20 protein-coding genes are annotated in these 22729 nt (G+C 44.2%); 15 read left to right on the forward strand and 5 right to left on the reverse strand.

Annotated features, from left to right (window positions below):
* Positions 1–62: 62 nt before the first annotated feature.
* From IHV80_RS19460 to gntR, 13 genes are all read left to right on the forward strand, one after another.
* Positions 63–1073: a putative 2-aminoethylphosphonate ABC transporter substrate-binding protein gene (locus IHV80_RS19460; protein ID WP_017104203.1), complete on the forward strand. Its 1011-nt coding sequence runs from the start codon at positions 63–65 to the stop codon at positions 1071–1073.
* Between the two features lie 152 nt (positions 1074–1225).
* On the forward strand, positions 1226–2644 hold the full coding sequence (locus IHV80_RS19465; protein ID WP_192891941.1) for an FAD-dependent oxidoreductase: 1419 nt from the start codon (positions 1226–1228) through the stop codon (positions 2642–2644).
* Positions 2645–2811: 167 nt separating this feature from the next.
* The gene (locus IHV80_RS19470) at positions 2812–3471 is read left to right on the forward strand and encodes a haloacid dehalogenase-like hydrolase (RefSeq protein ID WP_192891942.1); all 660 of its coding nucleotides are present in this window, start codon (positions 2812–2814) and stop codon (positions 3469–3471) included.
* A gap of 271 nt (positions 3472–3742) precedes the next feature.
* Entirely contained in the window at positions 3743–4852 is a 1110-nt protein-coding gene (locus IHV80_RS19475) for a putative 2-aminoethylphosphonate ABC transporter ATP-binding protein (protein ID WP_192891943.1), read from the forward strand.
* 20 nt (positions 4853–4872) lie between these two features.
* The gene (locus tag IHV80_RS19480) at positions 4873–6582 is read left to right on the forward strand and encodes a putative 2-aminoethylphosphonate ABC transporter permease subunit (protein ID WP_192891944.1); all 1710 of its coding nucleotides are present in this window, start codon (positions 4873–4875) and stop codon (positions 6580–6582) included.
* A 67-nt stretch (positions 6583–6649) separates the two neighbouring features.
* Positions 6650–7354, forward strand: a complete 705-nt coding sequence (phnR, locus tag IHV80_RS19485; RefSeq protein ID WP_029189342.1) for a phosphonate utilization transcriptional regulator PhnR — start codon at positions 6650–6652, stop codon at positions 7352–7354.
* Between the two features lie 158 nt (positions 7355–7512).
* Complete coding sequence (locus IHV80_RS19490) at positions 7513–8415, forward strand: EamA family transporter (protein ID WP_192891945.1); 903 nt, start codon at positions 7513–7515, stop codon at positions 8413–8415.
* Between the two features lie 200 nt (positions 8416–8615).
* The gene (locus IHV80_RS19495; RefSeq protein ID WP_192891946.1) at positions 8616–9632 is read left to right on the forward strand and encodes a TRAP transporter substrate-binding protein; all 1017 of its coding nucleotides are present in this window, start codon (positions 8616–8618) and stop codon (positions 9630–9632) included.
* A 65-nt stretch (positions 9633–9697) separates the two neighbouring features.
* On the forward strand, positions 9698–10255 hold the full coding sequence (locus IHV80_RS19500) for a TRAP transporter small permease subunit (protein WP_192891947.1): 558 nt from the start codon (positions 9698–9700) through the stop codon (positions 10253–10255).
* A complete protein-coding gene (locus IHV80_RS19505) occupies positions 10248–11567 on the forward strand; it encodes a TRAP transporter large permease (protein WP_192891948.1) in 1320 nt (439 codons plus the stop codon). The genes IHV80_RS19500 and IHV80_RS19505 overlap by 8 nt, the downstream gene beginning before the upstream one ends.
* Before the next feature lie 118 nt (positions 11568–11685).
* Positions 11686–12183, forward strand: coding sequence for a gluconokinase (locus tag IHV80_RS19510; RefSeq protein WP_192891949.1), 498 nt, complete (start codon positions 11686–11688; stop codon positions 12181–12183).
* 3 nt (positions 12184–12186) lie between these two features.
* Positions 12187–13695: an NADP-dependent phosphogluconate dehydrogenase gene (gndA, locus tag IHV80_RS19515; protein ID WP_192891950.1), complete on the forward strand. Its 1509-nt coding sequence runs from the start codon at positions 12187–12189 to the stop codon at positions 13693–13695.
* 177 nt (positions 13696–13872) lie between these two features.
* Positions 13873–14874 carry a gluconate operon transcriptional repressor GntR gene (gene gntR / locus IHV80_RS19520; protein WP_192891951.1) on the forward strand — a complete coding sequence of 334 codons (1002 nt, stop codon included), beginning with the start codon at positions 13873–13875 and terminating at the stop codon, positions 14872–14874.
* A 126-nt stretch (positions 14875–15000) separates the two neighbouring features.
* Here gntR and IHV80_RS19525 read toward each other — a convergent pair whose 3' ends face one another.
* From IHV80_RS19525 to IHV80_RS19535, 3 genes are all read right to left on the reverse strand, one after another.
* Complete coding sequence (locus tag IHV80_RS19525; RefSeq protein WP_192891952.1) at positions 15001–15783, reverse strand: siderophore-interacting protein; 783 nt, start codon at positions 15781–15783, stop codon at positions 15001–15003.
* 200 nt (positions 15784–15983) lie between these two features.
* On the reverse strand, positions 15984–17447 hold the full coding sequence (locus tag IHV80_RS19530) for a peptide MFS transporter (RefSeq protein WP_451923563.1): 1464 nt from the start codon (positions 17445–17447) through the stop codon (positions 15984–15986).
* 463 nt (positions 17448–17910) lie between these two features.
* On the reverse strand, positions 17911–19281 hold the full coding sequence (locus IHV80_RS19535; RefSeq protein ID WP_192891953.1) for an L-serine ammonia-lyase: 1371 nt from the start codon (positions 19279–19281) through the stop codon (positions 17911–17913).
* 357 nt (positions 19282–19638) lie between these two features.
* On the opposite strand from IHV80_RS19535, the gene IHV80_RS19540 reads away from it, so the two are divergent.
* Positions 19639–20517, forward strand: coding sequence for a YdcF family protein (locus IHV80_RS19540; RefSeq protein ID WP_192891954.1), 879 nt, complete (start codon positions 19639–19641; stop codon positions 20515–20517).
* Positions 20518–20521: 4 nt separating this feature from the next.
* On the opposite strand, the gene IHV80_RS19545 is transcribed toward IHV80_RS19540, so the two are convergent.
* Together IHV80_RS19545 and IHV80_RS19550 are read right to left on the reverse strand one after the other, a co-directional pair.
* Complete coding sequence (locus tag IHV80_RS19545; RefSeq protein WP_192891955.1) at positions 20522–21199, reverse strand: hypothetical protein; 678 nt, start codon at positions 21197–21199, stop codon at positions 20522–20524.
* Positions 21200–21410: 211 nt separating this feature from the next.
* Positions 21411–21665 (reverse strand): putative hemolysin, encoded by a 255-nt coding sequence (locus IHV80_RS19550; RefSeq protein WP_192891956.1) that lies wholly within the window; start codon positions 21663–21665, stop codon positions 21411–21413.
* Positions 21666–22209: 544 nt separating this feature from the next.
* Between IHV80_RS19550 and IHV80_RS19555 the strand changes: the two genes are divergently transcribed.
* Entirely contained in the window at positions 22210–22728 is a 519-nt protein-coding gene (locus IHV80_RS19555) for an NUDIX hydrolase (RefSeq protein WP_192891957.1), read from the forward strand.
* The last annotated feature ends 1 nt before the right edge of the window (position 22729 follow it).

Here is a 22729-nt window from a genome sequence, read left to right on the forward strand (position 1 = left end):
AATCCTCGGTAACTTTTAATTTTGGCAACTTCTCACTTTAGAGTTGAGCCTGACTGGAGAAAATGATGAAAAACCGTTTTATGAAAGGATCACTTGCAGCATTAGTTACTCTATTAGCTGGTAATGCTTATGCAGCACAGGAAGTGACGGTTTACACCGCTTTTGAAACTGACATTTTAGCGAAGTACAAAAATGCTTTTGAAAGTGAAAACCCGGACATCAACATCAAATGGGTGCGTGATTCTACCGGGATCATGACGGCAAAATTATTGGCTGAGAAAAACAACCCTCGTGCAGAAGTAGTATGGGGTCTTGCGGGCTCTTCTATGGCTTTGCTTAAAGAAGAGGGCATTCTTAAGCCTTACACACCTCAAGGTGTAGAGGCGTTGCGTGCAAACCTTAACGACCCGCAATCTACTCAAGCTTGGTATGGAAATGATGCGTTCTTTAATGCAGTTTGTTTCAACGAAGTGGTTGCTAAGCAACTTAACTTACCTGCACCTAAATCTTGGGATGACCTAACGAAGCCTATCTACAAAGGTCACATTGCGATGCCAAATCCAGCGTCTTCTGGTACGGGCTACATGCAGGTTTCGGCTTGGTTACAAAACATGGGTGAAGACCAAGGTTGGAACTACATGCAGAAGCTAGATCAAAACATTGCTCACTACACGCACTCAGGTTCGAAGCCATGTGTTCAAGCAGGTATGGGTGAAGTGGCTATCGGTATTTCTATGGCGAGCCGCGGTGCGAAGCTAAAAACTCAAGGTGCGCCACTTTCTGTGATTACGCCTGAAGGTATCGGTTGGGAATCTGAAGCGGTAGGTCTTGTGAAGCCTTCGGATGCAGCGCAACGTGTTATCGATTGGTCTATCTCTAAAGCAGCGAATGAACTTTACATCGAAATGTACCCAGTTGTTGGCCATCAAGATGTAACAGGCAAAGCAGAGAACTTTCCGAACGTAGAGAAGAACATGGCAAAAATGGACTTCGCTCGCATGGGCAGCGAACGTGCAGATGTTCTGAAAACATGGTCTGAGAAGTTTGACGCTAAATCAGAGCCAAAATCTTAATCTGCTGAGCTAGTTAGTTTATTGGCTACTTGGTTCATTAGACATTTAGTCCATTAAATACGCAGCCCATTAGAAGTTAGAAATCAGCAAAGGAAGGCTTCGGTCTTCCTTTTTTAGTTTTACGCCTTTAGGTTTTAAGTAAGGTACAACAAATGACAAAGCATTACTCATATTGGTTCAAGCAAGCATTGGAACAGGAATTTGGCAGCATCAATGCGGGACTAGATTCAGCTAAGCCGCTTCAAAAAGACGTTAACTGTGATATCGCCATTGTCGGCGGTGGTTACACTGGTTTATGGACGGCGATTTTAATCAAACAGCAACAGCCTCAAAAGCACGTTGTGGTGATTGAAAAAGGTTTGTGTGGCAGCGGTGCTTCTGGCGCGAACGGCGGGTGTATGCTGACGTGGTCGACAAAGTATCCAACGTTGAAAAAACTCTATGGAAAAGAACAAGCGAAATGGCTGGTTAAGGAGTCTGAAAACGTTATTTACGAGATCGAGGCTTTCTGTAACGAACACAACATTGACGCGCATCTGTATCGCAGCGGTACTTATTACACGGCGACTAATCAAGCTCAAAAGGGTGGAATGGAGCCTGTTGTGAATGAATTGGTCAAGCAGGGCATAAATAGCTGGAAGAAGTGCGATCAGTCATTGCCTGATAAAGCCGGTTCAGATCGTCATATTGAAGGTTATTACTCGGAAGCCGCAGGCAGTGTGCAACCGGCTTTATTAGCGAGAGGCTTACGCCGAGTTGCGCTCGAATTAGGTGTCGAAATTCATGAAAACACTGAGATGACATCACTCGACTATGGCTCTCCGGCTCGAATTCAAACCAAAGGCGGGACGATCTATTCCGATAAAGTGATTTTGGCGCTCAACGCGTGGATGCTCGATCACTTCAAAGAGTTCAAACGCAGCATTGTGGTTGTCTCGTCAGATATGGTTGTGACCAAGTCAATCCCAGAAAAACTTAAACAGTTTGGTCCCGAAAAAGGAGTGGCGGTGGTGGATTCTCGAATCTTTGTTCATTACTACCGCGACACCCAAGATGGACGACTCATGCTGGGTAAAGGCGGCAACAAATTCTCGTTCGCGAATAAAGTCGAAAGCATGTTCAACCAAACCACCAACTATCTGCCGATTCTCAATCAATCATTCCAAAAGCTGTTCCCTAAACTGGAGCAGAGTGAATTCGATTACAACTGGTCGGGCGGTTCAGATCGTTCCGTCACAGGATTGCCATTTTTCGGTAATCTAAAAGGCCAAAACAACATCTATTATGGACTCGGTTACTCAGGTAATGGTGTGGCTCAAACTCGTATAGGCGGGAAGATTCTGTCATCTATGGTGCTTGATATCGATAACGCTTGGACGTGTTGTGGGTTGACCAAAGGACCGCTTGGGCATTTCCCTCCAGAACCATTCCGTTGGGTAGGCGCCATGATGGTTCGGGATGCGGTACGAAGAAAAGAGAACGCGGAAGATTCTGGTAACACGCCATTGTGGCTGGATAAGCAATTGGCAAAGCTCGCGGGTGCGGCAGGTAAAGCCGACAAGGTGGAGTAATTCCATGGTTTAGATTGTTCTTTATCAGTTAAGTCTGAGTAGTTTTTAAGTCTAAGTAGTTTTGGAAGTAGCAGTAATTTTTTGAGGTAACAGTAGGTTTGAAACAAGGTTGGTTTTTAAGTAAGAGCTGAGTTCGAAGTGAAATTTGATTTGAAGTGAGAATTGATATGACGACCCCTCTGTATGTATTTGATCTAGAAGAAACACTCATGGATGGTAACAGTGCCATGATTTGGAGCGAATTTTTGGTTGAGAAAGGCTTGGTTAATGATCCTAGTTTTTTGAACGAAGAACGCCGGTTAATGGCGTTGTATGTTCAAGGGATTCTTAATGAAGAGGCTTATCTTACATTTGCTACTCGTCCACTCAAGAATAAAACACATCGAGAGGTGTGTGATTTATTAGAGGAGTGCATTGATCGCAAAGTTCTAAGCAAGATCTTCCCTCACGTTATGCGCGAGAGTTGGTCGTTAAAAATACAAGATCAGCTGATGGTCATCTTATCTGCCGTTGTTTCATTTGTTCCCGCATGCGTAGCGAAAAGGCTCAATATTCCAAATGCAGTTAGCATTGAATTGGTGGAAGAGTCCGGTCAATATACGACTAAGATCTTAGGTCTTCCTAACCATCCATATGGGAAGTTCGTTGGCCTAAAAGAGTGGACTAGGGATTACCATAGCGTGTTTAGTCAGCAACAAGGTTGTGATTCAATCAACGACTTACCACACTATGAATTAGCCGACCGCCCTCACTTAGTCAATCCACACCAACGTTTTGGTACTCGTGTGGGATCTCCGCTATGGTGTGATGAGCTTAGTCATTGCTAGGAACTATTTCTGCTAGAAACAATCGTTACAAACAAAAGCATCTATTGATATTTGGCGGTGAGAAGCCCATTAGCTTTCATCGTCAAATACTTCTCGAACGGCAAACCCTTTAATGTAACTTATTGAACATTCGAACATGTTTAACATCATCCTCTATTCGAATGAGTTTTACTTCTGCAATATAACTGTCACTTAGCTTCTATAAATTTGTCACTCAACTGCAATATTCAAAGTTTAAATTTGGTATATACCATTTAAAGAGTGCTGTAGTATGAGCAACCAAACTTATTTGAATATCGAAAACGTTGTAAAGCAATTTGGCCAATTTACAGCGTTAAAAGACATCTCCCTATCGATAGATAAAGGCGAGTTCGTCTGTTTCCTTGGCCCATCTGGCTGCGGTAAAACGACCCTACTACGTGCGATTGCAGGACTGGATTTACCGACCTCAGGCTCGATTGAGCAGAATGGAGCGGATACGACGTTCCTACCGCCTGAGAAGCGCGATTTTGGCATCGTGTTCCAATCTTACGCTTTGTTCCCGAACCTTACTGTGGAAGAAAACATTGCGATTGGCCTTAAAAATCAAGGTATGTCGACCAAAGAAGCTCTAGAAGCGGTAGAGTCTTGGTTAGAAACCATTGGTTTACCAACATCTGGCCAGAAATACCCAAATCAACTGTCTGGTGGACAACAGCAACGCGTGGCTCTCGCTCGTGCATTGGCATTGTCTCCAGGTTTGCTACTCCTCGATGAACCGCTCTCTGCGCTTGACGCGAAGGTAAGAACACATCTGCGTGATGAGATCTGCCAATTGCAGCGTAAGTTGGGCATCACCACCATCATGGTGACTCATGATCAAGATGAAGCCTTAACCATGGCCGATCGTATTGTGGTCATGAATCATGGTGTTATCGAACAAGTGGGTGCTCCGCAAGAAATCTATCAAAACCCAGTCAGCCGCTTTGTCGCTGAATTCGTTGGTAGTATGAACTTCATTCAAGCTTCTGTTGCTGCGAAAGGAAAAATGCGTATTGCTGAGTCGATGTTACCGCTGCCAGTTTTAGATAACTTGACCCCAAAGCATGGCGATCGTTTTGATATCGCGGTGCGTCCAGAACAAATTCAGTTTGTTGACCGTTTTAACGAGTCTTTGCCAGTCAGAATCGTATCGAGCGAGTTCCTAGGGGCTTTCTATCGAGTTGAGTGCGAATTACAACATGATTCAACGGCGAAAGAGATCATCGTTGATGTGTCAGTCAAAGAGTTCAATCAATTGAAGCTGCGTCGCAGCGATATTCGTTACGTAGCGTTTGATGAAGAGGGCTTGAGAGCTTATCCCTCTGAAAGCTTACAGGCGATGAAAGACGAGGCTGCGTAACAATCATGGAATCGACTCAAATGATGCAATCTAAGCAGCTTATTCAACGACGAATGCAACCTTTCGTTGCTCGCTTAAGTAAAGACAACGTAATTCTGTTTGGGCTTTTGGCATTTTTGTCCGTAGTCATGACGCTGTTCATTCTGATGCCACTTTGGGCAATGTTGAAGAAAAGCGTTCAGAATTCAGATGGCGAGTTTGTAGGTTTACAAAACTTCGCAACCTACTTTTCTTCTCAAAGCCTTTGGCAATCAGTAGGTAACACCTTTACTTTGGGTCTACTGGTAACGGTTGTCGTTGGCGTATTAGCGTTTGGCTATGCCTATGCGTTGACTCGCTCATGCATGCCTTTCAAGGGGCTTTTTCAGGTGTTGGGTTCAGCGCCGATTCTAGCTCCGTCGTTGATTCCTGCGATCAGTCTGATCTTCTTATTTGGTAACCAAGGTATCGCCAAAGAAGTGTTAGGAGGAAATTCGGTATACGGTTTGATTGGTATCTCGCTTGGCTTAATATTTTGGACTTTCCCTCATGCCTTGATGATTCTGACCACCTCGTTAAGGACCTCAGATGCTCGTCTGTATGAAGCGGCACGCGCTCTCAATACTTCATCGCTCAAAACCTTTTTCATGGTGACGTTACCTGCAGCAAAGTATGGCTTGATCAGTACTCTGATCGTGGTGTTTACGCTGGTGGTTTGTGACTTTGGTGTGCCAAAGGTAATTGGTGGCAGCTACAACGTTCTATCGACGGATATCTTTAAACAAGTGGTAGGGCAACAGAATTTCTCAATGGGTGCAGTGACCAGTATTTTGTTGCTGTTGCCTGCATTACTCGCGTTTACAGTGGACCGCTGGGTTCAAAAGAAACAGAAGAGCTTGTTTGATACTCGATCCGTCGCGTACCAACCAGAACCAAATACAATGCGTGATGGCTTGTGTTTCCTTTATTGCACTATCATCTCAGCTGCTGTGGTTATCGTGCTAGGCATGGCGATATACGGTTCTATGGTCACGTTTTGGCCTTGGAACAAGGCGTTAACGCTAAACAATTATAACTTCGCAGAAATGAGTACCTATGGTTGGACGCCATTTTTCAACTCTTTAACCCTTGGTGGCTGGACTGCGGTTATTGGCACTGTTTTGATTTTCCTTGGTGCGTACTGCATTGAGAAGGGCAGAGCATTTGGACCGGTTCGTCAGGCAATGCAGATGCTTAGTGTTGTGCCAATGGCTGTTCCGGGCATGGTGTTGGGTTTGGGGTATATCTTCTACTTTAACGACTTGAGCAATCCACTTAACTTCTTGTATGGAACGATGGCGTTCTTGGTGATAAACACCGTGGTTCACTACTACACGGTAGGGCACATGACAGCGTTAACCGCATTAAAACAGCTGCCTTCAGAAATTGAAGCAACGGCGGCTTCGGTAAACCTACCTCAATACAAGTTGTTCTTTAAGGTGACGGTGCCTGTTTGTCTGCCAGCGATTTTAGATATTGCGACATACCTGTTTATTAATGCACTTACCACCACATCTGCGGTAGTATTCTTGTATTCTACCAATACGATTCCAGCGTCAGTTTCAGTATTGAATATGGATGATGCAGGGCAAACTGGTGCAGCCGCAGCCATGGCGGTAATGATCATGATATCCGCGGCGAGTGCTAAGTTGGTTCATATGCTAATCAACAAATTATTCGAGAAGCGCACCCAAGCTTGGCGTAAACGCTAGCGAACCATTTATATTGCAGTTGGCCAAGGAGTGGCTGACGACAAGAACAAGAATGAAAGGAAATTAAGTGCAGTACGTAAAAATTAAAGACGTCATTGTAGAGCAGATAGAGTCGGGGATGTTAACGCCACGACAGAAGCTGCCTGCAGAACGTAAGCTAGCTGAATCGTTTGATACAACACGAGTTACGTTGCGCGAAGCTTTGTCTTCACTTGAAGCGGAAGGGCGTATTTATCGAGAAGATCGACGTGGTTGGTTTATCTCACCGGATCCGCTTCGTTATGATCCGACGCAAACGCTAAACTTCACCAACATGGCTCTGTCGCAAAATCGTAAGCCGAAAACAGAGTTGGTGGCAGCGAAAGGGATGTTAGCAACCAAGGAAGCAACTAAGCTTCTTGAGCTTCAACCTTTTTCGGATGTTTATCGAGTAGATAGAGTTCGTTACCTTGAAGACAGGCCCGTTGTGTATGTAACGAACTATATTCGACCTGAGCTGTTCCCCAACTTGCTGGACTATGACTTGTCTAAGTCATTGACTGACATTTACCGAGAGCACTTTGGTGTGGTCTATCAGAAGATCCGTTACCGAGTAAGCACAACGTCTTTGCTTGGCGAAACGGCGCAAGCCCTGCGTGCGACTTCTGGCTCTCCAGCAATGGTTGTCGAACGTGTTAACTACAACCAAAACGGTGATTTGATTGACTGCGATATTGAGTATTGGCGTCACGACGCGATCAGTATTGAGTCGATCGCGCAGCTAGAGCGCTAGTCGTACGTTAAAAAGCTGGCACACATACAACTTGCTAGTTTTGCCCAATTGAAACGATCAAAGGTCTCTTATTTGGAGGCCTTTTTTATCCTCTGTTTTCAGCGACTGTTCTTATCAGTTATCAGTTATCAGTTATCAGTTATCAATTTAGGAATGAAATGGAATTCTCTGCCATTGTAATCGTGATAATTTCAGCTTTGCTTCATGCGGGTTGGAATGTCCTAGGTAAGTCTAATCAAGGATCGGGTTCGTCTTTCTTCTTAGCCTCTGGAGTTGCTGCCGCAGCGATATTGACTCCTTACTTAATCTGGTATGTTCACAGTGTTGGGCTGTCAAATATCTCCCTTCCATTTTGGCAACTGGTTTTCTTGAGTGGGATCTGTCAAATCGTCTATTTGATTGGGTTGGGTGCTGCTTATAAACAAGCTGATATCGGTGTGATTTATCCAATGGCTCGAGCACTTCCGGTGCTGATGGTTGGTTTGGGCACAGTGTTGATTGGTTATGAACTGTCGCCGAATCAGTGGATTGGTTTTGCACTGATTACATTGGGCTGTTTGTTTGTCCCGCTTAAGCAATTCTCTGAGTTGAGGCTCAAGGCTTACCTTAATCTTGGTGTGTTGTGGGCGTTAATCGCCGCCATTGGAACCACGGGTTACTCCATTATTGATAAAGAGGCGCTTCTATTATTAGAGCCTCTAAGTACACCCACCATTACTAACAAACACACAGCGGTTTTCTACCTGGGTATTCAGTTTTGGGCGATCGTGATTCCGCTTAGTATTTGGTTATTCGCAACCAACCAAAGAATCGAGTTTACTAATGCATGGATATTGCGCAGAAAAGCAACCATTGCTGGCATCATGATGGCATCGACCTATGGTCTGGTGTTGTTTGCAATGACCATGACAGAGAACGTCAGCTTGGTTGTCGCACTTAGGCAAGTAAGCATCATCTTCGGCGTAGTGATGGGGATCTACTTTTTAAAGGAAAAGTGGCACGTGACTCGCGGTGTAGGCGTCATTTTTATCATTGCTGGTTTAGTTATCTCACTGACTTAAAAAGAAATTAAAACACGCCTCCAACCTATAATGTGACTTTTCAGTCACATTTTCCTTATTGATAGCAAACGTTTTACTATTGTTAAAGATGTGATCCTTCTCATAGACAAGGTTGCAAAGTTACCGGTAACATACACCTCAACGTTACCGGTAACATATAACAACAAGCCGGACTCTGTGAAACTCATAAGGATACCCAAATGAAAGCTCTGACTAAAACGCTGATTGCTGTTTCCCTCACTGGTCTATTTGCTACTTCAGCAATGGCTGCAGACTTTAAACTTAAAATTCAATCTTCAGATCCATCTGGTGATTTGAACTTTAAGGTTCAGCAGAAGTGGGCTGAGCGTGTAGAGACGATGTCTAATGGACGTATCGATATCGATCTTCTTCCTGTTGGCGCTGTGGTTAAGCACACGGAAACGCTAGGCGCGATCAAAATGGGCATCCTAGATGGCCATATCACGGCAACAGGTTACTTCTCTGGTAAAGATCCAGCATTCGGCCTTATCGGTAACATGGTTGGTGCATGGTCTGACACAACTCAACTACTGCAATACATGAACTACGGTGGTGGTAACGAGCTAATGACTGAACTGTACAAGCCTTACGGTGTTCAGTTTGTTGGTGCTTCTACGACAGGTGTTGAGTCTTTCATTTCTAAAAAGCCAATCGATGGCGTAGCGGATCTTAAAGGTCTTAAACTGCGCGCTCCAGAAGGCCTAGTACAGCAAGTATTCGCAGCAGCGGGTGCGACCCCAGTAAACCTACCGGGTTCTGAAGTATTTACTGGTCTAAGCAAAGGCGTAATCGATGCCGCTGACTACACGGTATTTTCAACAAACCAAAAAGCGGGCATGAACGACATCGCAACGCACCCAGTTCAACCTGGTTTCCACTCTTTACCGCTTATCGATATTTCAGTATCTCAGAAGAAGTGGGACAAGATGCCTGCTGACCTACAGACTATTCTAAAAACGTCTGTACGTGACTTCTCTTACGACATGACAACTCAGCTGAAAATGGCTGACCAAGCTGCGCTTAAAGAAGCTCAAGCGAACCCAGAAATTACTATCCACGACTGGTCTCAAGAAGAGCGTAAGAAGTTCCGTGAAATCGCGAAGGGTCAATGGAAAGTATTTGCCGAGCGTTCTGACAACGCAGGGAAAGTTTACACCTCAGTAACTGTGTTCCTAGAAGAAAACGGCTTACTGTAATTCAAACTTAGTTTACTGACGGGGGAGGGCATTGCTCTCCCTTACTCTCCCAGGAAATTTTGGTCATGACAGATAAAACCTCTCACGCTCCAGCAGAAAACGACGAAAAGCCAAAAAATGCGCTTGATCGTCTCATTATAAAAATCAGTAATTTTGTTAGCTGGCTGTTCATTTTCACTGTATTGATTTCATTTTATGAAGTTGTGATGCGTTATGCATTTGATGCCCCAACCACATGGGTACACGAGACGGCTTCATTTATTGGTGGTTCCCTTTTCATTATTGGCGGCATCTACGCTTTCGCGGCTGATAAACATGTACGTGTTGTTCTAATCTACGATTCAGTGTCTAACCAAACACGTAAGTATCTTAATCTTGTTCACCACATTGTTGGTTTGGCCTTTGCGGGTATGTTGGCTTACGCGGCCTACTTTACTGCGGAAGAAGCGTGGTTTGCGCCTTGGGGTGAATTCCGTCTTGAGACATCAGGCTCAGTGTTAAACGCGCCTTATCCTGCGTTGTTGAAAGGCCTGATCTTTGTCGTTTTGTGTGTTCTTGTTGTCCAGTTTGTATTGCACCTAATCCAAGAGTTGATGGGTCTAAGGAAGAATGACGATGTTTGATTTATCTTCTATTGGTATCGCATGGGGCAGTTTGCTCATGCTGGTTATGATGATTGGCTTGCTACTGACTGGTATGCAGCTGGCCTTCGTAACAGGCTTTGTCGCGATATTTTTTACTCTATGTTGGTTTGGTCCTGATGCCCTGCCTTTGATCGCAAGCCGTACTTACAGCTTTGCTTCTGGTTATGTTTTCCTCGCAGTTCCCATGTTCGTATTGATGGCGGCTTTATTAGACCGTTCGGGTATCGCGCGTGACCTGTTTGATGCCATGAAATCCGTTGGCCGCAAGGTTCGTGGTGGCGTTGCCGTGCAAACGTTATTGGTAGCCGTGCTACTGGCGTCTATGTCAGGTGTTATCGGTGGTGAAACGGTACTCTTGGGTATTCTTGCTTTGCCTCAAATGCTTCGTTTGGGTTATGACCGTAAGCTAGCAATCGGTACAACTTGTGCTGGTGGCGCATTGGGTACCATGCTTCCGCCAAGTATCGTTCTAATTATCTACGGTATGACAGCGAGTGTTTCTATTGGCGACCTATTTAAAGCGTCGTTCTTACCTGCGTTTATCTTAGCGGGCTGTTACATCGGTTACGTATTGATTCGTTGTAAGCTGAACCCTTCTCTTGCTCCGCTTCCAAGCGATTCAGATATGGAAGAAGACGAGCCAGAGATCAGCTACTTTAAAGCGTTGTTCTTCCCACTACTTTCAGTCGCAACGGTTCTAGGCAGTATCTACACAGGTATCGCTTCAGTAACAGAAGCTTCTGCTTTGGGTGTGGTTGGCATCATGATAAGTGCGCTAATCCGTGGCGAGCTGAACTACAACATGCTGAAAGAGAGTGCCATGGCAACAATGCGTACCTGCGGCATGATCATGTGGATTGGTATCGGTGCAAGTGCATTGGTTGGTATCTACAACCTAATGGGCGGTATTGATTTTGTAGAAGAAACCATCCTTGCGCTCAGTGGCGGTAACGCGACAGTAACGCTATTAATCATGATGGCTATCTTACTGGTACTAGGCATGTTCCTTGACTGGGTAGGTGTAGCACTTCTAACAATGCCAATCTTCGTACCAATCATTACTGGCCTTGGCTTTGACCCAGTTTGGTTTGGTGTGGTGTTCTGCCTAAACATGCAGGTGTCGTTCTTATCACCACCGTTTGGTCCTGCGGCTTTCTATCTAAAATCGGTAGCACCAAAAGACATCAGTTTGGGTGAAATATTCTCTTCACTACTGCCGTTCATTGCACTTCAAGTACTGGTTCTGGCACTGGTTATTATCTTCCCTCAGCTAGCGCTTTGGTGGCAATAACAGCAAAGGTTCCTGAGCGGATTTAGTGTTCAGGGATCGATCAACAGCAACACAAGTTTAACTATTAGATTCGATTGTCAGCCCCAGTTTTGGTTGGGGCTTAGGGAAGGCTTGCCTTATGAAAAGCAAAAAAATACTCGTGATGGGCGTATCTGGATGCGGAAAGAGCCTGATTGGTAGCCGTATCGCAGAAGCATTAACGCTTCAGTTTTTTGATGGGGATGATTTCCATCCACAAAGCAATGTAGAAAAGATGCGTCAAGGTATTCCACTGACAGACGATGATCGTCAAGGATGGCTGGAAACACTGAATAAGCAATATATCGAACAACCAAGTGCTGTGATCGCTTGTTCAGCATTGAAACCTCAATACCGCAACATTCTGCGAGAGAACAATGAAGACTTAGTGATTGTGTACCTTCAGGGCAGTTTCGATACGATTTGGAATCGCCACAAAGCACGCGAAAACCATTACTTTAATGGTCAAGAAATGTTGAAAAGCCAATTCGCAACCTTGGTTGAACCCAATGAGAGTGAGGCGCTGTTTGTTGATATCTCACAAGATGTTGAACACGTGGTTGCAAGCGCACTTAAACAAATTAAGCAGATAGGCTAAACCATGACTCAGACAAAAAATGACATCGCGATGATTGGTTTAGGAGTGATGGGCAAAAGCCTTGCACTCAACCTACTCGACAATGGATTCAACGTAGCAGGTTTTGATTTGAACGCTGACAACATTGATCGCGCCAGTTCTGAAGCAAAGCAGCTTAATGAATCCTTTGAAGGTAGAGGTCAGTTCACACAAGGGTCGAGCCTTGAGCATGTGTTGCAAGGGTTAGCGAAACCACGAGTGATTGCATTGTCGGTTCCCGCAGGAAAACCGGTTGATATCGTGGTAAATAACTTGCTAGAAGCCGGTTTAGAGCGCGACGATATTGTTATCGATACAGGTAACAGCTTATGGACTGATACTGAATTCCGAGAAGTGAACTACAAAGGTAAACTACGCTTCTTTAGCACCGCGGTTTCTGGTGGTGAAGAGGGGGCGCGTGTTGGCCCTGCACTGATGGCGAGTGGCGACCAGTCTGCTTGGCAATATGTGAAGCCAATGTGGGAAGCGATTGCTGCAAAAGTGGATGCGAACGGTTTGCCTGTTGCTCAATTTGAAGCAGGTGAGGCGTGTGCTGCGTATGTTGGCCCTTCTGGCACAGGTCATTACGTTAAGATGGTGCACAACGGCATTGAGTACGCCGATATGCAGCTCATCTGCGAAGTGTATCATTTCATGCGTGATGTGCTTGATATGCCAGCTCAAGAGATTGGACAAGTCTTTGAGCAATGGAATAACGGTGTTCTTAATAGTTATCTAATGGAGATCAGTGCTGATATTCTTCAACAAGAAGATGTTGTAACGGGTAAGCCATTTGTTGATGTTGTGCTAGATAAAGCAGGGCAAAAAGGCACGGGATTGTGGACAGCTGTGAACAGCTTGCAAGAAGGTTGCCCAACGCCAACGATTGCACAGGCGGTTTATGCACGTGCGATGAGCGGTCAAAAATCACAACGTATCCAAGGCGGCCAGCTACTAAAAGGCAATATTGCTGATGCAAGCCAGTTGGATAAAGCAGAAGTCATTTCTGAACTTCATGATGCTCTGTATTGTGCCAAGCTGTCTGTTTATGCGCAGGGCTTTGATCTACTAAAAACGGCGTCCGACAAAGAAGGCTGGAATCTCGACTTCACACAAATTGCTAAGATTTGGCGAGCGGGTTGTATTATCCGTGCTGCTTTCTTACAAAGTATCACATCGGCTTACCAACAAAATAGTGAGCTAGCGAACCTGTTGTTTGATGAGGCTTTCATCAAACAGGTGGAAGAGCGTGAGCTTGCTTGGCGTATCGCAGTTGCTAACTCCGCTTTGTATGGTGTGCCGATGCCGGGAATCAGTTCAGCATTAAGCTACTTTGATTCTCTGCGTTGTGAAGTGTTACCAGCGAATCTATTGCAAGCGCAACGTGACTATTTTGGCTCTCATACTTATTCGCGAGTCGATAGAGATGAGGCTGAAAAATTCCATGTAACTTGGAGTCAGTCTCCAAGAACTGAAGTAAAAGTTAACGCTTAAATGATGTATAACGCCCTCGCAATGAGGGCGTTATTGTTTGAACTGTAAGCAGCATTAAATATATCTGTTTTTATGTTCTTGTCGCGGTATCAACCTTTTGTTAGATAAGGCTTCAAATTCCAAGTCAGTTGGATACACTGTTACCAGTAACATAACCAAAAATAATAACTATTAATTATGTCGAATAAGAAAAAACGTCCCACATTACAAGATGTTGCCAACCTAGTTGGTGTCACCAAAATGACCGTCAGCCGATGTCTGAGAGATTCTTCTCAAGTGTCAGAAGCATTGCGCGATAAGATCAACGCTGCAGTGGATGAACTGGGTTATATCCCTAACCGTGCGCCAGACATCCTTTCCAATGCCAAGAGTAATGCTATTGGCGTGCTGGTTCCCTCGCTAACCAACCAAGTTTTTGCTGAGGTTATCCGTGGTATCGAGCAAGTAACCGCACCTGCGGGTTATCAAACCATGATTGCCCACTATGGTTATAGCGCTGAACTGGAAGAACAAAGCATTGCTTCGCTGCTCTCGTACAATGTTGATGCGATTATTCTGTCTGAGAATGTCCATACAGATAGATCTCGAAAAATGCTGCAGACCGCTTCAATCCCCGTGATTGAGATTATGGACTCGGTATCGCCAAGAATTGAACAAGCCGTCGGCTTTGATAATTTCGAAGCGGCTAGAGCGATGACCAAAACCATGCTCGATAGAGGGCGAGCTAATATTGCTTACTTAGCAGCTCGTATGGATGAGCGTACTCGCTTAAAAATGGCCGGCTATGAACATGCGATGCAGGAAGCTGACAAAACGCCTGTAACACTGCAAACGGAAGACGCTTCCTCGTTTACTCTCGGCGCTAAACTGATTGGTGATCTACTCGAGAAACACCCACAAGTGAATGGCATTTTCTGCACTAACGATGACTTGGCGATTGGTGCCTTCTACGAATGTGTACGTCGTGGTATTCAGGTTCCAGAACAGATGGCGATAGCAGGTTTCCACGGACACGACATCACAGTGGCGATGACGCCTCGTTTAGCAACTGTGCTAACACCTAGGGAGCAAATAGGTAAAGTCGCGGCAGAGCAAATTGTGGCGCGTTTAAAAGGTAGTAAAGAGTGGGTGGCTAAGCTGGATCTTGGCTACGAAATTGAAGTGGGCGAGAGTATTTAATCTGACAGGTCGGTTTTGCTCTTCATTGGATTCATACCCAAACGCCCTTAACGAGATGAACTTCGTTAAGGGCGTTTTAGTATTCGATAATCAGCTTTAATCAGCTTTAATCAGCTTTAATCAGCTTTAACCAGCGAGCGCCTGAGCATCTTGTTGCTTCAACACTTTATGCCCATCTTCAGTAACGCCACGTTTCCAGTAACTGCTGATGTAGATGTTCTCTTTGGCTACTTCTTTTTCGTTACGGAAGTGCTGTCTTAGTTCACGCATGCTTTCAAATTCACATGCTGTCCAAACCGCAACCTGACCCTCTAACCATTCTGAATTGCGAACCGTTTGTGACAGGGATTCTGAGGTTTCATTTTCAATTAACCAAGTGACCTTGATCCCTTCCGGAGCTTCAAGTGTTTGCTTGTCTGCCGCTGAATTGATCTGAATAACAGCGTGACCTGTTGCGTTTTCCGGAAGTGTTTTTACTTTTGCTGAAAGCGCAGGGAGTGACGTCATGTCTGCAACTAAGAAGAACCAGTCAGACTCTAGATTTAGCCCTTGAATCAACCCTGGGCCAGCCACTGAAATCGTGTCACCCACTTCTGCGTTAATTGCCCAGCGTGCGGCAAAGCCACATTGCAAATCTGTGGTGATGTGACGAACGAAATCAACCTCAATCCAGTTTTCTACAGGGTTGTACTGACGAATGGTGTAGGTGCGCATGGTTGGGCGCTCACCGTCACTCAGTTGGCTTAAATCGGTTGTGCCTAATGACGAGAATAAAAGCTTGATGTAGCCGCCAGCACATTCTGTTGGATATTTACTTAATCCCTCACCGCTAAGCGTTATACGTTGCATGTTTGGAGTAATTTTTGAGGTTTGAGTAACGGTTAATGTGATAGGGCTAGGCTTGCTCATATAGGGCTCTCTTAGATTTTGATTTCCACATCATAATCCTGAACCAGAAAACACTCAATACTAATAGTTATCATTTACTTTTATTTACACAGATGCAAAGTAATTTGAATGCTCTGATCTATATTGACAACAACCTCAACAAAAAGCCCTTTAGAAAACTAAAGGGCTTGATGTATTAGAGCGGGTTAACGTGAGCAGAATTAGCTGTTTGCTTGCTCTAGTTCAATCGTTTCTTCAGCCGCTTTCGCTGCTTCTAGCATCTTACGAATAATGAACGACGCAGCCATTGCAATACCCACCATCACTACCGCTAAAACGGTTAGCATTTGGAAGTAATCGCCATAAACCGTTTGTACGATCTCTTGCGTGATTTGTTGACCTTTCTCTAGTGCAATAGACGTTGAGAACACCGCGCCAACAATGCCTGAAAGAGCGATTGCAACAGAGAACAAGCTTACTGAGAAGTTCTCGATGTGCTTAGGCGCGACAGATAGGATGAAGGCTACAACCATTGAACCAACAATAACTTCACCAAATGCTAGGAAGAAGTGAATCGCTAGGAATACTTCAGGGCGAATCAGAACGTCGTCACCAACTGTGGTTACGGCCATTGTAAGGATACCGAAAGCGATAGCCGTTAGAATGAACGAGAAACCTACTTTGGTCGCGGTAGAGAAGTTGATGTTTTTCTTTTCTAGGTTAGAGAAGATGCCCGCGATGATAGGGCCAGCAACCATACACCACAGTGGGTTCATTGCCATTGAAGCTTCTGGAGCAACAGGAATGAAGCCAAATAGGTCACCGCGCATTGTGTTGATCGCTACCATTGTCATCGACGTCATCATCTGGCCGTAGTACACGAAGAAACATGTGGTTAGGAATGTGATGATTAAGATAGTGCCCATTTTCAGCATGTCTGACTTCTTCGATTTCAACATCAAAGAAACAAAGTAGATGATCGCTGCACCGCCGATTGCGTATACGATGTTTTGGCCAATATCCATGTTAGAAAACATGAAGAATACCAAGCCAATCATTGCTGCAGAAAGACCAAGGAATGCTGCCCAGTTCTTAGTGCTTACTGGTTGCTGATCGATGTCAGCACTTGCTTCAACAAGGCCTTTGCGAACAAAGATCATCATTAGAAGCGCGGCACCTGCTAGAACCGCTGAAAGAAGGAAACCACCGTGGAAACCAACAACAAGCACTAGCATTGGGAACAAGTATTGGCCTAGTAACGCACCAATGTTGTTTACTGAGTAGTTGATAGGGTAGCAGTTTTCAAAATCTTCTTGAGTTTTGAACGTGCGTTTGTAAAGACTTGGGTAAGAAGGGGACATCAAACCACGTGCATAACTTGCTAAAGCGATACCACATAATGCCATTGGTACATTGGTTGCTGCTGCACCGAGTACCAGTAAAACATAACCGCTTGCGAAGCCTAAAAAGGCAATGGTCAAAGATCGGTATGCGCCTAAAAATTTGTCGGCGATAAAGCCACCTGCGATAGCAAATAGCGGTCCGATTGCAGAGAAAGCACCAACAACCATCATGGTGTCGGCTTCATTGTAGTTCAGATCTTCAAGGAAGAAACGAGTCAAGATCACCATGACGCCATAGAACGAAAGTCCGAACATCATTGATTTGTTTAATCTATTCCACATTATTTTATTCTCACATTTGTATTGATATGTAGTGTAATTACCCAATTATAATATCATTACTAGTAATACATAAACTGAAACATGTGTCCCAAACCGAACTTTGCTCGATATACCTTTTCTTATGAATGCATTGATATTTCTCATGAATGAAATTTGCAATATTAGATTTTGCTAGTGGATGCATGGTTGTGTGAAATTCAACCATTTTCATTTGTGGTTAAGTAATGAACGAATAAAGGAAAAGTTAGCGAAGGTCATCTTGTAAAGTTTTTCAAGTGAGTATCAATTTCATTGGCCGTTGGGTTTTAGCCATTAAAAAAGCCAGCTTGGCGGCTGGCTTTGTTTGGATATTGAAAACTAAGTTAACAATAATGAGGTCTGACTGAGGGCTTCTTTTAGTCGGATCGCTTCATTGCACTTCAACTATTTGTAGCATTTCATTACTCGCTTCATTGCACCTCAATTATTCACAAGGTGGTGCCATGTGGATCACCGCTAGACCACCTAAAGACGTTTCGCGGTACTTCTTGTTCATGTCTTTACCTGTTTGGTACATGGTTGCGATAACCTTGTCTAACGAGATAAGACACTTGCTGGTGCGTTTCAGCGCCATACGTGATGCGTTGATGGCTTTCATTGCACCCATAGCGTTACGTTCAATACACGGTACCTGAACAAGCCCACCGATCGGATCGCATGTCATGCCTAGTGAGTGTTCCATTGCGATCTCAGCAGCAATACAGATTTGCTCGTTACTACCACCTCGAAGGGCAGTTAAGCCTGCTGCTGCCATTGAAGAAGATACGCCAACTTCACCCTGACAACCTACTTCAGCACCAGAAATCGAAGCATTGGTTTTGTATAAGATGCCAATAGCGCCAGAGACTGCCAAGAAGTCTTTTAACTGCTTAGTGTCTAATTCTTTGATGAAGCGATGGTAGTACATTAATACCGCAGGAATAACGCCGGCAGCACCGTTAGTTGGAGATGTTACAACCTGACCACCTGCTGCATTCTCTTCACTTACAGCAAAGGCAAACAGATTAATCCAATCCATGATCTCCATTGGATCGTTTTCAATCGAGGCATTTGCTTCAAGCTTTTTCAACAGAGCAGGCGCTCGACGTGTCACTTCTAATCCGCCATCAAGGATGCCTTCGGTGTCGAAGCCACGTTGCATACACAGAGACATCACTTTCCAAATTTGGTCGGCTTTTTGGTCAATCACATCCATGTCTTGGAAAGACACTTCATTACGGAGGATTAAACCACCAAGGCTAAGCCCTTGCTGTTCGGATAATTCAAGTAATTGATCGGCAGAAGTAAAAGGGAATTCAACTTGTGTTTCTGACTCTGACTTGCCGTTTTGCAGCTCATCAGCGGTCGCGATAAAGCCACCACCAATTGAGTAGTAAGTTTCCATATCCAAAAGGCTACCGCTTGCGTCAAACGCAGAAATGGTCATGCCGTTTTCATGAAGTGGAAGATTGGTTTTGTGGAAGAGTAGATCGCTTTCTACATCGAAATGAATTTCGTGGTTACCGCTAACCATTAAAGATCTATCTTCAATCGCTTTACGCATGGCTAAATTAGCGCTGGTTATTTTGATCGTATCAGGGCGATTGCCAAGCAGGCCTAATAGGGTCGCTCGGTCGGTGTGGTGACCAATACCTGTTAGTGACAATGAACCGTATAAATCGATTTGAATACGGGTAACTTGATCAAGTACCGATTCAATCTTTTGGGTAAAATCAAACCCAGCGATCATTGGTCCATTGGTGTGGGAGCTGGAAGGCCCGACCCCGATTTTGTAAATGTCAAAAATAGACAGCATAGTAACTTCCTGTGAAGACGGTTCGATGAACGAACTCTGTATAAAATTTGTATTTTGTTCATTTCACTTTATTGAGTGAACGTGTTCTCTGGGTGAAACAACTCTCGATTGGGCTGGTTCTTTGCTTGAAACGTTTCTTTTATTGAAACTCGTGTTAACAAGCGTAGATCGATGAAATACAAGAGCGTGTTATGTTTGCTTTTAAGCGTCACGTCTATTCCTGCATTACATATGGTGTTGCTATCAATAGTGAGCGTTATTGCGAGCAACCTATGAGAATTTAAAAATACTTTTGTTACTGGATATTGTATACATAATTCACTCTATCTAATCACTAAAACGAGACTTGAACATAAAATGAGCATTAATCACCTCCTTATTGTGCTAGGTAAGCGACTTAATGGGAATAAATTGACTGATGAAGGGATTAGTCGAGTTGATGCCTTGGTTGAGTTTTTAGCGGAGCTTTTGGTAGAAGAGTCGAATCAGCAAACTGCGGTTGCATTCTGTGGTGGGGTGACCAAAGGCCAAACTCTCTCTGAAGCGGATGCAATGCACCAGTATTTTCGAAAGCTGGAAAGTCAGCGTGAAGCCCCGTTTGTATTGGGCGCGATCTTACTGGAGCAGCTTTCAACAAATACGGTCGAGAACATTCAGAATTTGGCTTCAGAAATGATAGAAAGCGGGTTGTTTGCTCGCGGGCAGAGTGTAAAAGTGACTTTCGTTTCAAATGACTATCACTTGCAACGTATTTTTGAGATCCAGATGTTGATGGACGAGCAAGGCTTGCTTAAGGTTCTGGTCGAGAAGTGTTCTGCACTTGGGGTGGAACTGCAAATAGATCGTCAGCTAGATGCTCATGTTGCGGTGCCATATCCTCATCAAAGTACTCAAGGACAATTGTTTCTATTGATGGATGTGCTGACCACCTATCGTGTCTATCTTGAAGGTGTTGTAGCTGGTTCGTTTGAATGTGAATTAGAGTCCGTAAGGCGAGAACCTGAAAGGCTAGCATTAGAGGCTTTAACGAGAGTGGAGTGCCTTCTAAAAGAGTCACCTCAGTTTAGCATCATAGATACCTTGCAACCTGTTTTGGCAAGCTGTATTCAACAAACTCCAGCAGGTACAGACATTAAAAAAGTCAGGGAGTATCTAGCGCTGCTAGACACAAACCTGACTTTATTGAACCGATATTTAGACCCGGAATCGGATCACACACATCGCTGGTGGCGATAAACGGTTATTTCTTTTTCGTGATGCCATGAACCGTTTTTAAACTGGCAAAAGCAATCAAACAATAAGCGAGTAACTCGGTGCCTTCTTCGGCGATATTTTTAACTACGCGAACGTAATCATCACCCATGACATTGTGCCAAAAGCTACCCATGCCAAATAGGCGAGAGAACACCAATAGCAACACTATGCCAGTAACTAGAAGGTTCATATGCGGAGACGCAAGGATCAGCGCAAGCTGGTCAATGGTGCGCTTACCATTCTTTATTGCGTAGAAAATGGCACTACCTGCAACTAATAGAGCAGGGACAACCCATGCACCATGTACGATTTTGTCGAACCAAAAATCCATTTCACGAATGAACAATACTGCGAAAAATGCACTGATGAGCAGAGCTGCATGCTTAACTTCATTTTTCTCTTTTGCTAAATAAGCGAAAGATGCAGATGTCACGATAAGCAATAGCTGTTGCAGCATCTCTGTCACTGAGATCTCACCAACATTGCCATTCAACAATACAAAGTCAATTCGAAGTGCAAGGTTTGCGACAATGCTGATCGCTAATACTACCAGTGCTGTTTGGCAGCGTTTATAGATAACCTGAGAAGTTGATTGTGAGAGTGTGAACTCTGGGAGTTCCAGTGACATGTGAGTTTGTTCTTTCGTTTTAGATTGGCTTTTCATATCAATTCGGCTTGTAATATTTTGTAACAGGCTGGCATTCTATCGGGCAGAAACTCACTAATGTCAGAGTAATGTCATAAATAAAACACTGTTCAATTGGTGTGTGTATACGGTAAACCGCTGCCTTAAGGCAGACAGTTTACGTAATTTAATAGAATTTCTTTGGGTGGTTTTTTACAGCGGTGAGGTTGGAAACTTGTAGTAGAAGTGATTACTGTTCGGTTTCTTGCTCGTGGTTATTGCGGTAGTACTCCCACTGTTCGATGCGCTCGCCGTCATCGAATACACAGTAGGTTGTGCGTTGATTGTTTTCAGTCACCGTGTCTAATTCGCCGTCTTGTTGAACACAGTAAACCGCGGCTGGGTTAGCAACTGAAACTCGTTGGCCTTCACTATATTCTGCATAGTCGTTCGCACAACCGCCTAATACAACGGCAAATACAGCCATCAAACCAATTTTCTTCATGTGTATCTCCTACGTGATAAGTCTAATACCAATCGTAGTAAATAACGGGTTCCCTAGCTTGTTAAAAATCTCGATAACGTCGTTAGAATTTTTAATTGCAGAATAACTACTTATCGAAAAATTCTGTCTTGTTCTCAAGCTTTTGTCCTACGCTATCTCTGAACACTTACTTACTGTGATTGGTATAAAAGTGAATGCTTTAAATACTACAGAACTAGATTAGAAGCCCTATGAAATGAGTATATTTTAGATTTCAAAAAAGGGTGTGTTAATTTGGTCAAGATATTGAAATAGGTTGATATTTCCCTATGTTTAGCTGCTTTTTGAGTGTTGGATCAAGCTGCGCTGTTTATTGCTATGACAGGTGTACCCTTGTCTGAGGCGTACTGGTTTTATGGTTATTGTGGTTCGATAACCATTCGATAATGATGAGTGAGCAGCAATGAAAATGAGCGGGCAACAGTCCTTGTCAGCGATTGTGCACCTCGAATCTATTGATGACTATGATATGATGCCGCCAAATTTCAGTTGAGCAGTCAGAATCATGAGACACCTAAAAACCACTATTCACCCTGATATTGATCACCTAGACAATAAGACGGTATATAAGCGCAACGCGGCTCGTGCGATTGTGTTAGATGGCGAAGATATTTTGATGCTTTATACAGAGCGTTATCACGATTACACCATTCCTGGTGGTGGTTTGGACGAAGGTGAAGATGTGATCGCAGGTATGGTCCGTGAACTGGAAGAAGAGACTGGCGCCAAGAATATTCACAGCATTAAGCCATTCGGGATTTTTGAAGAGTTCCGTCCTTGGTATAAGGATGATGCGGATATGATGCACATGATCTCTTACTGCTACTCATGCAAGATCGATCGTGAGCTTGGTGAAACAGCTTACGAAGATTATGAAGTGAAAAACGGGATGAAACCTGTGTGGATGAATATCCATGAAGCGATCGCTCATAACGAAAAAACCATGGCCGAGAGTGCTAAAAAGGGCATGAGCATTGAACGTGAAACCTATCTTCTACACTTGATTGCCAAAGAGATGCTTTAAC

Origin of the sequence: Vibrio bathopelagicus (assembly GCF_014879975.1) — a bacterium.
Classification (GTDB): Bacteria; Pseudomonadota; Gammaproteobacteria; order Enterobacterales; family Vibrionaceae; genus Vibrio; species Vibrio bathopelagicus.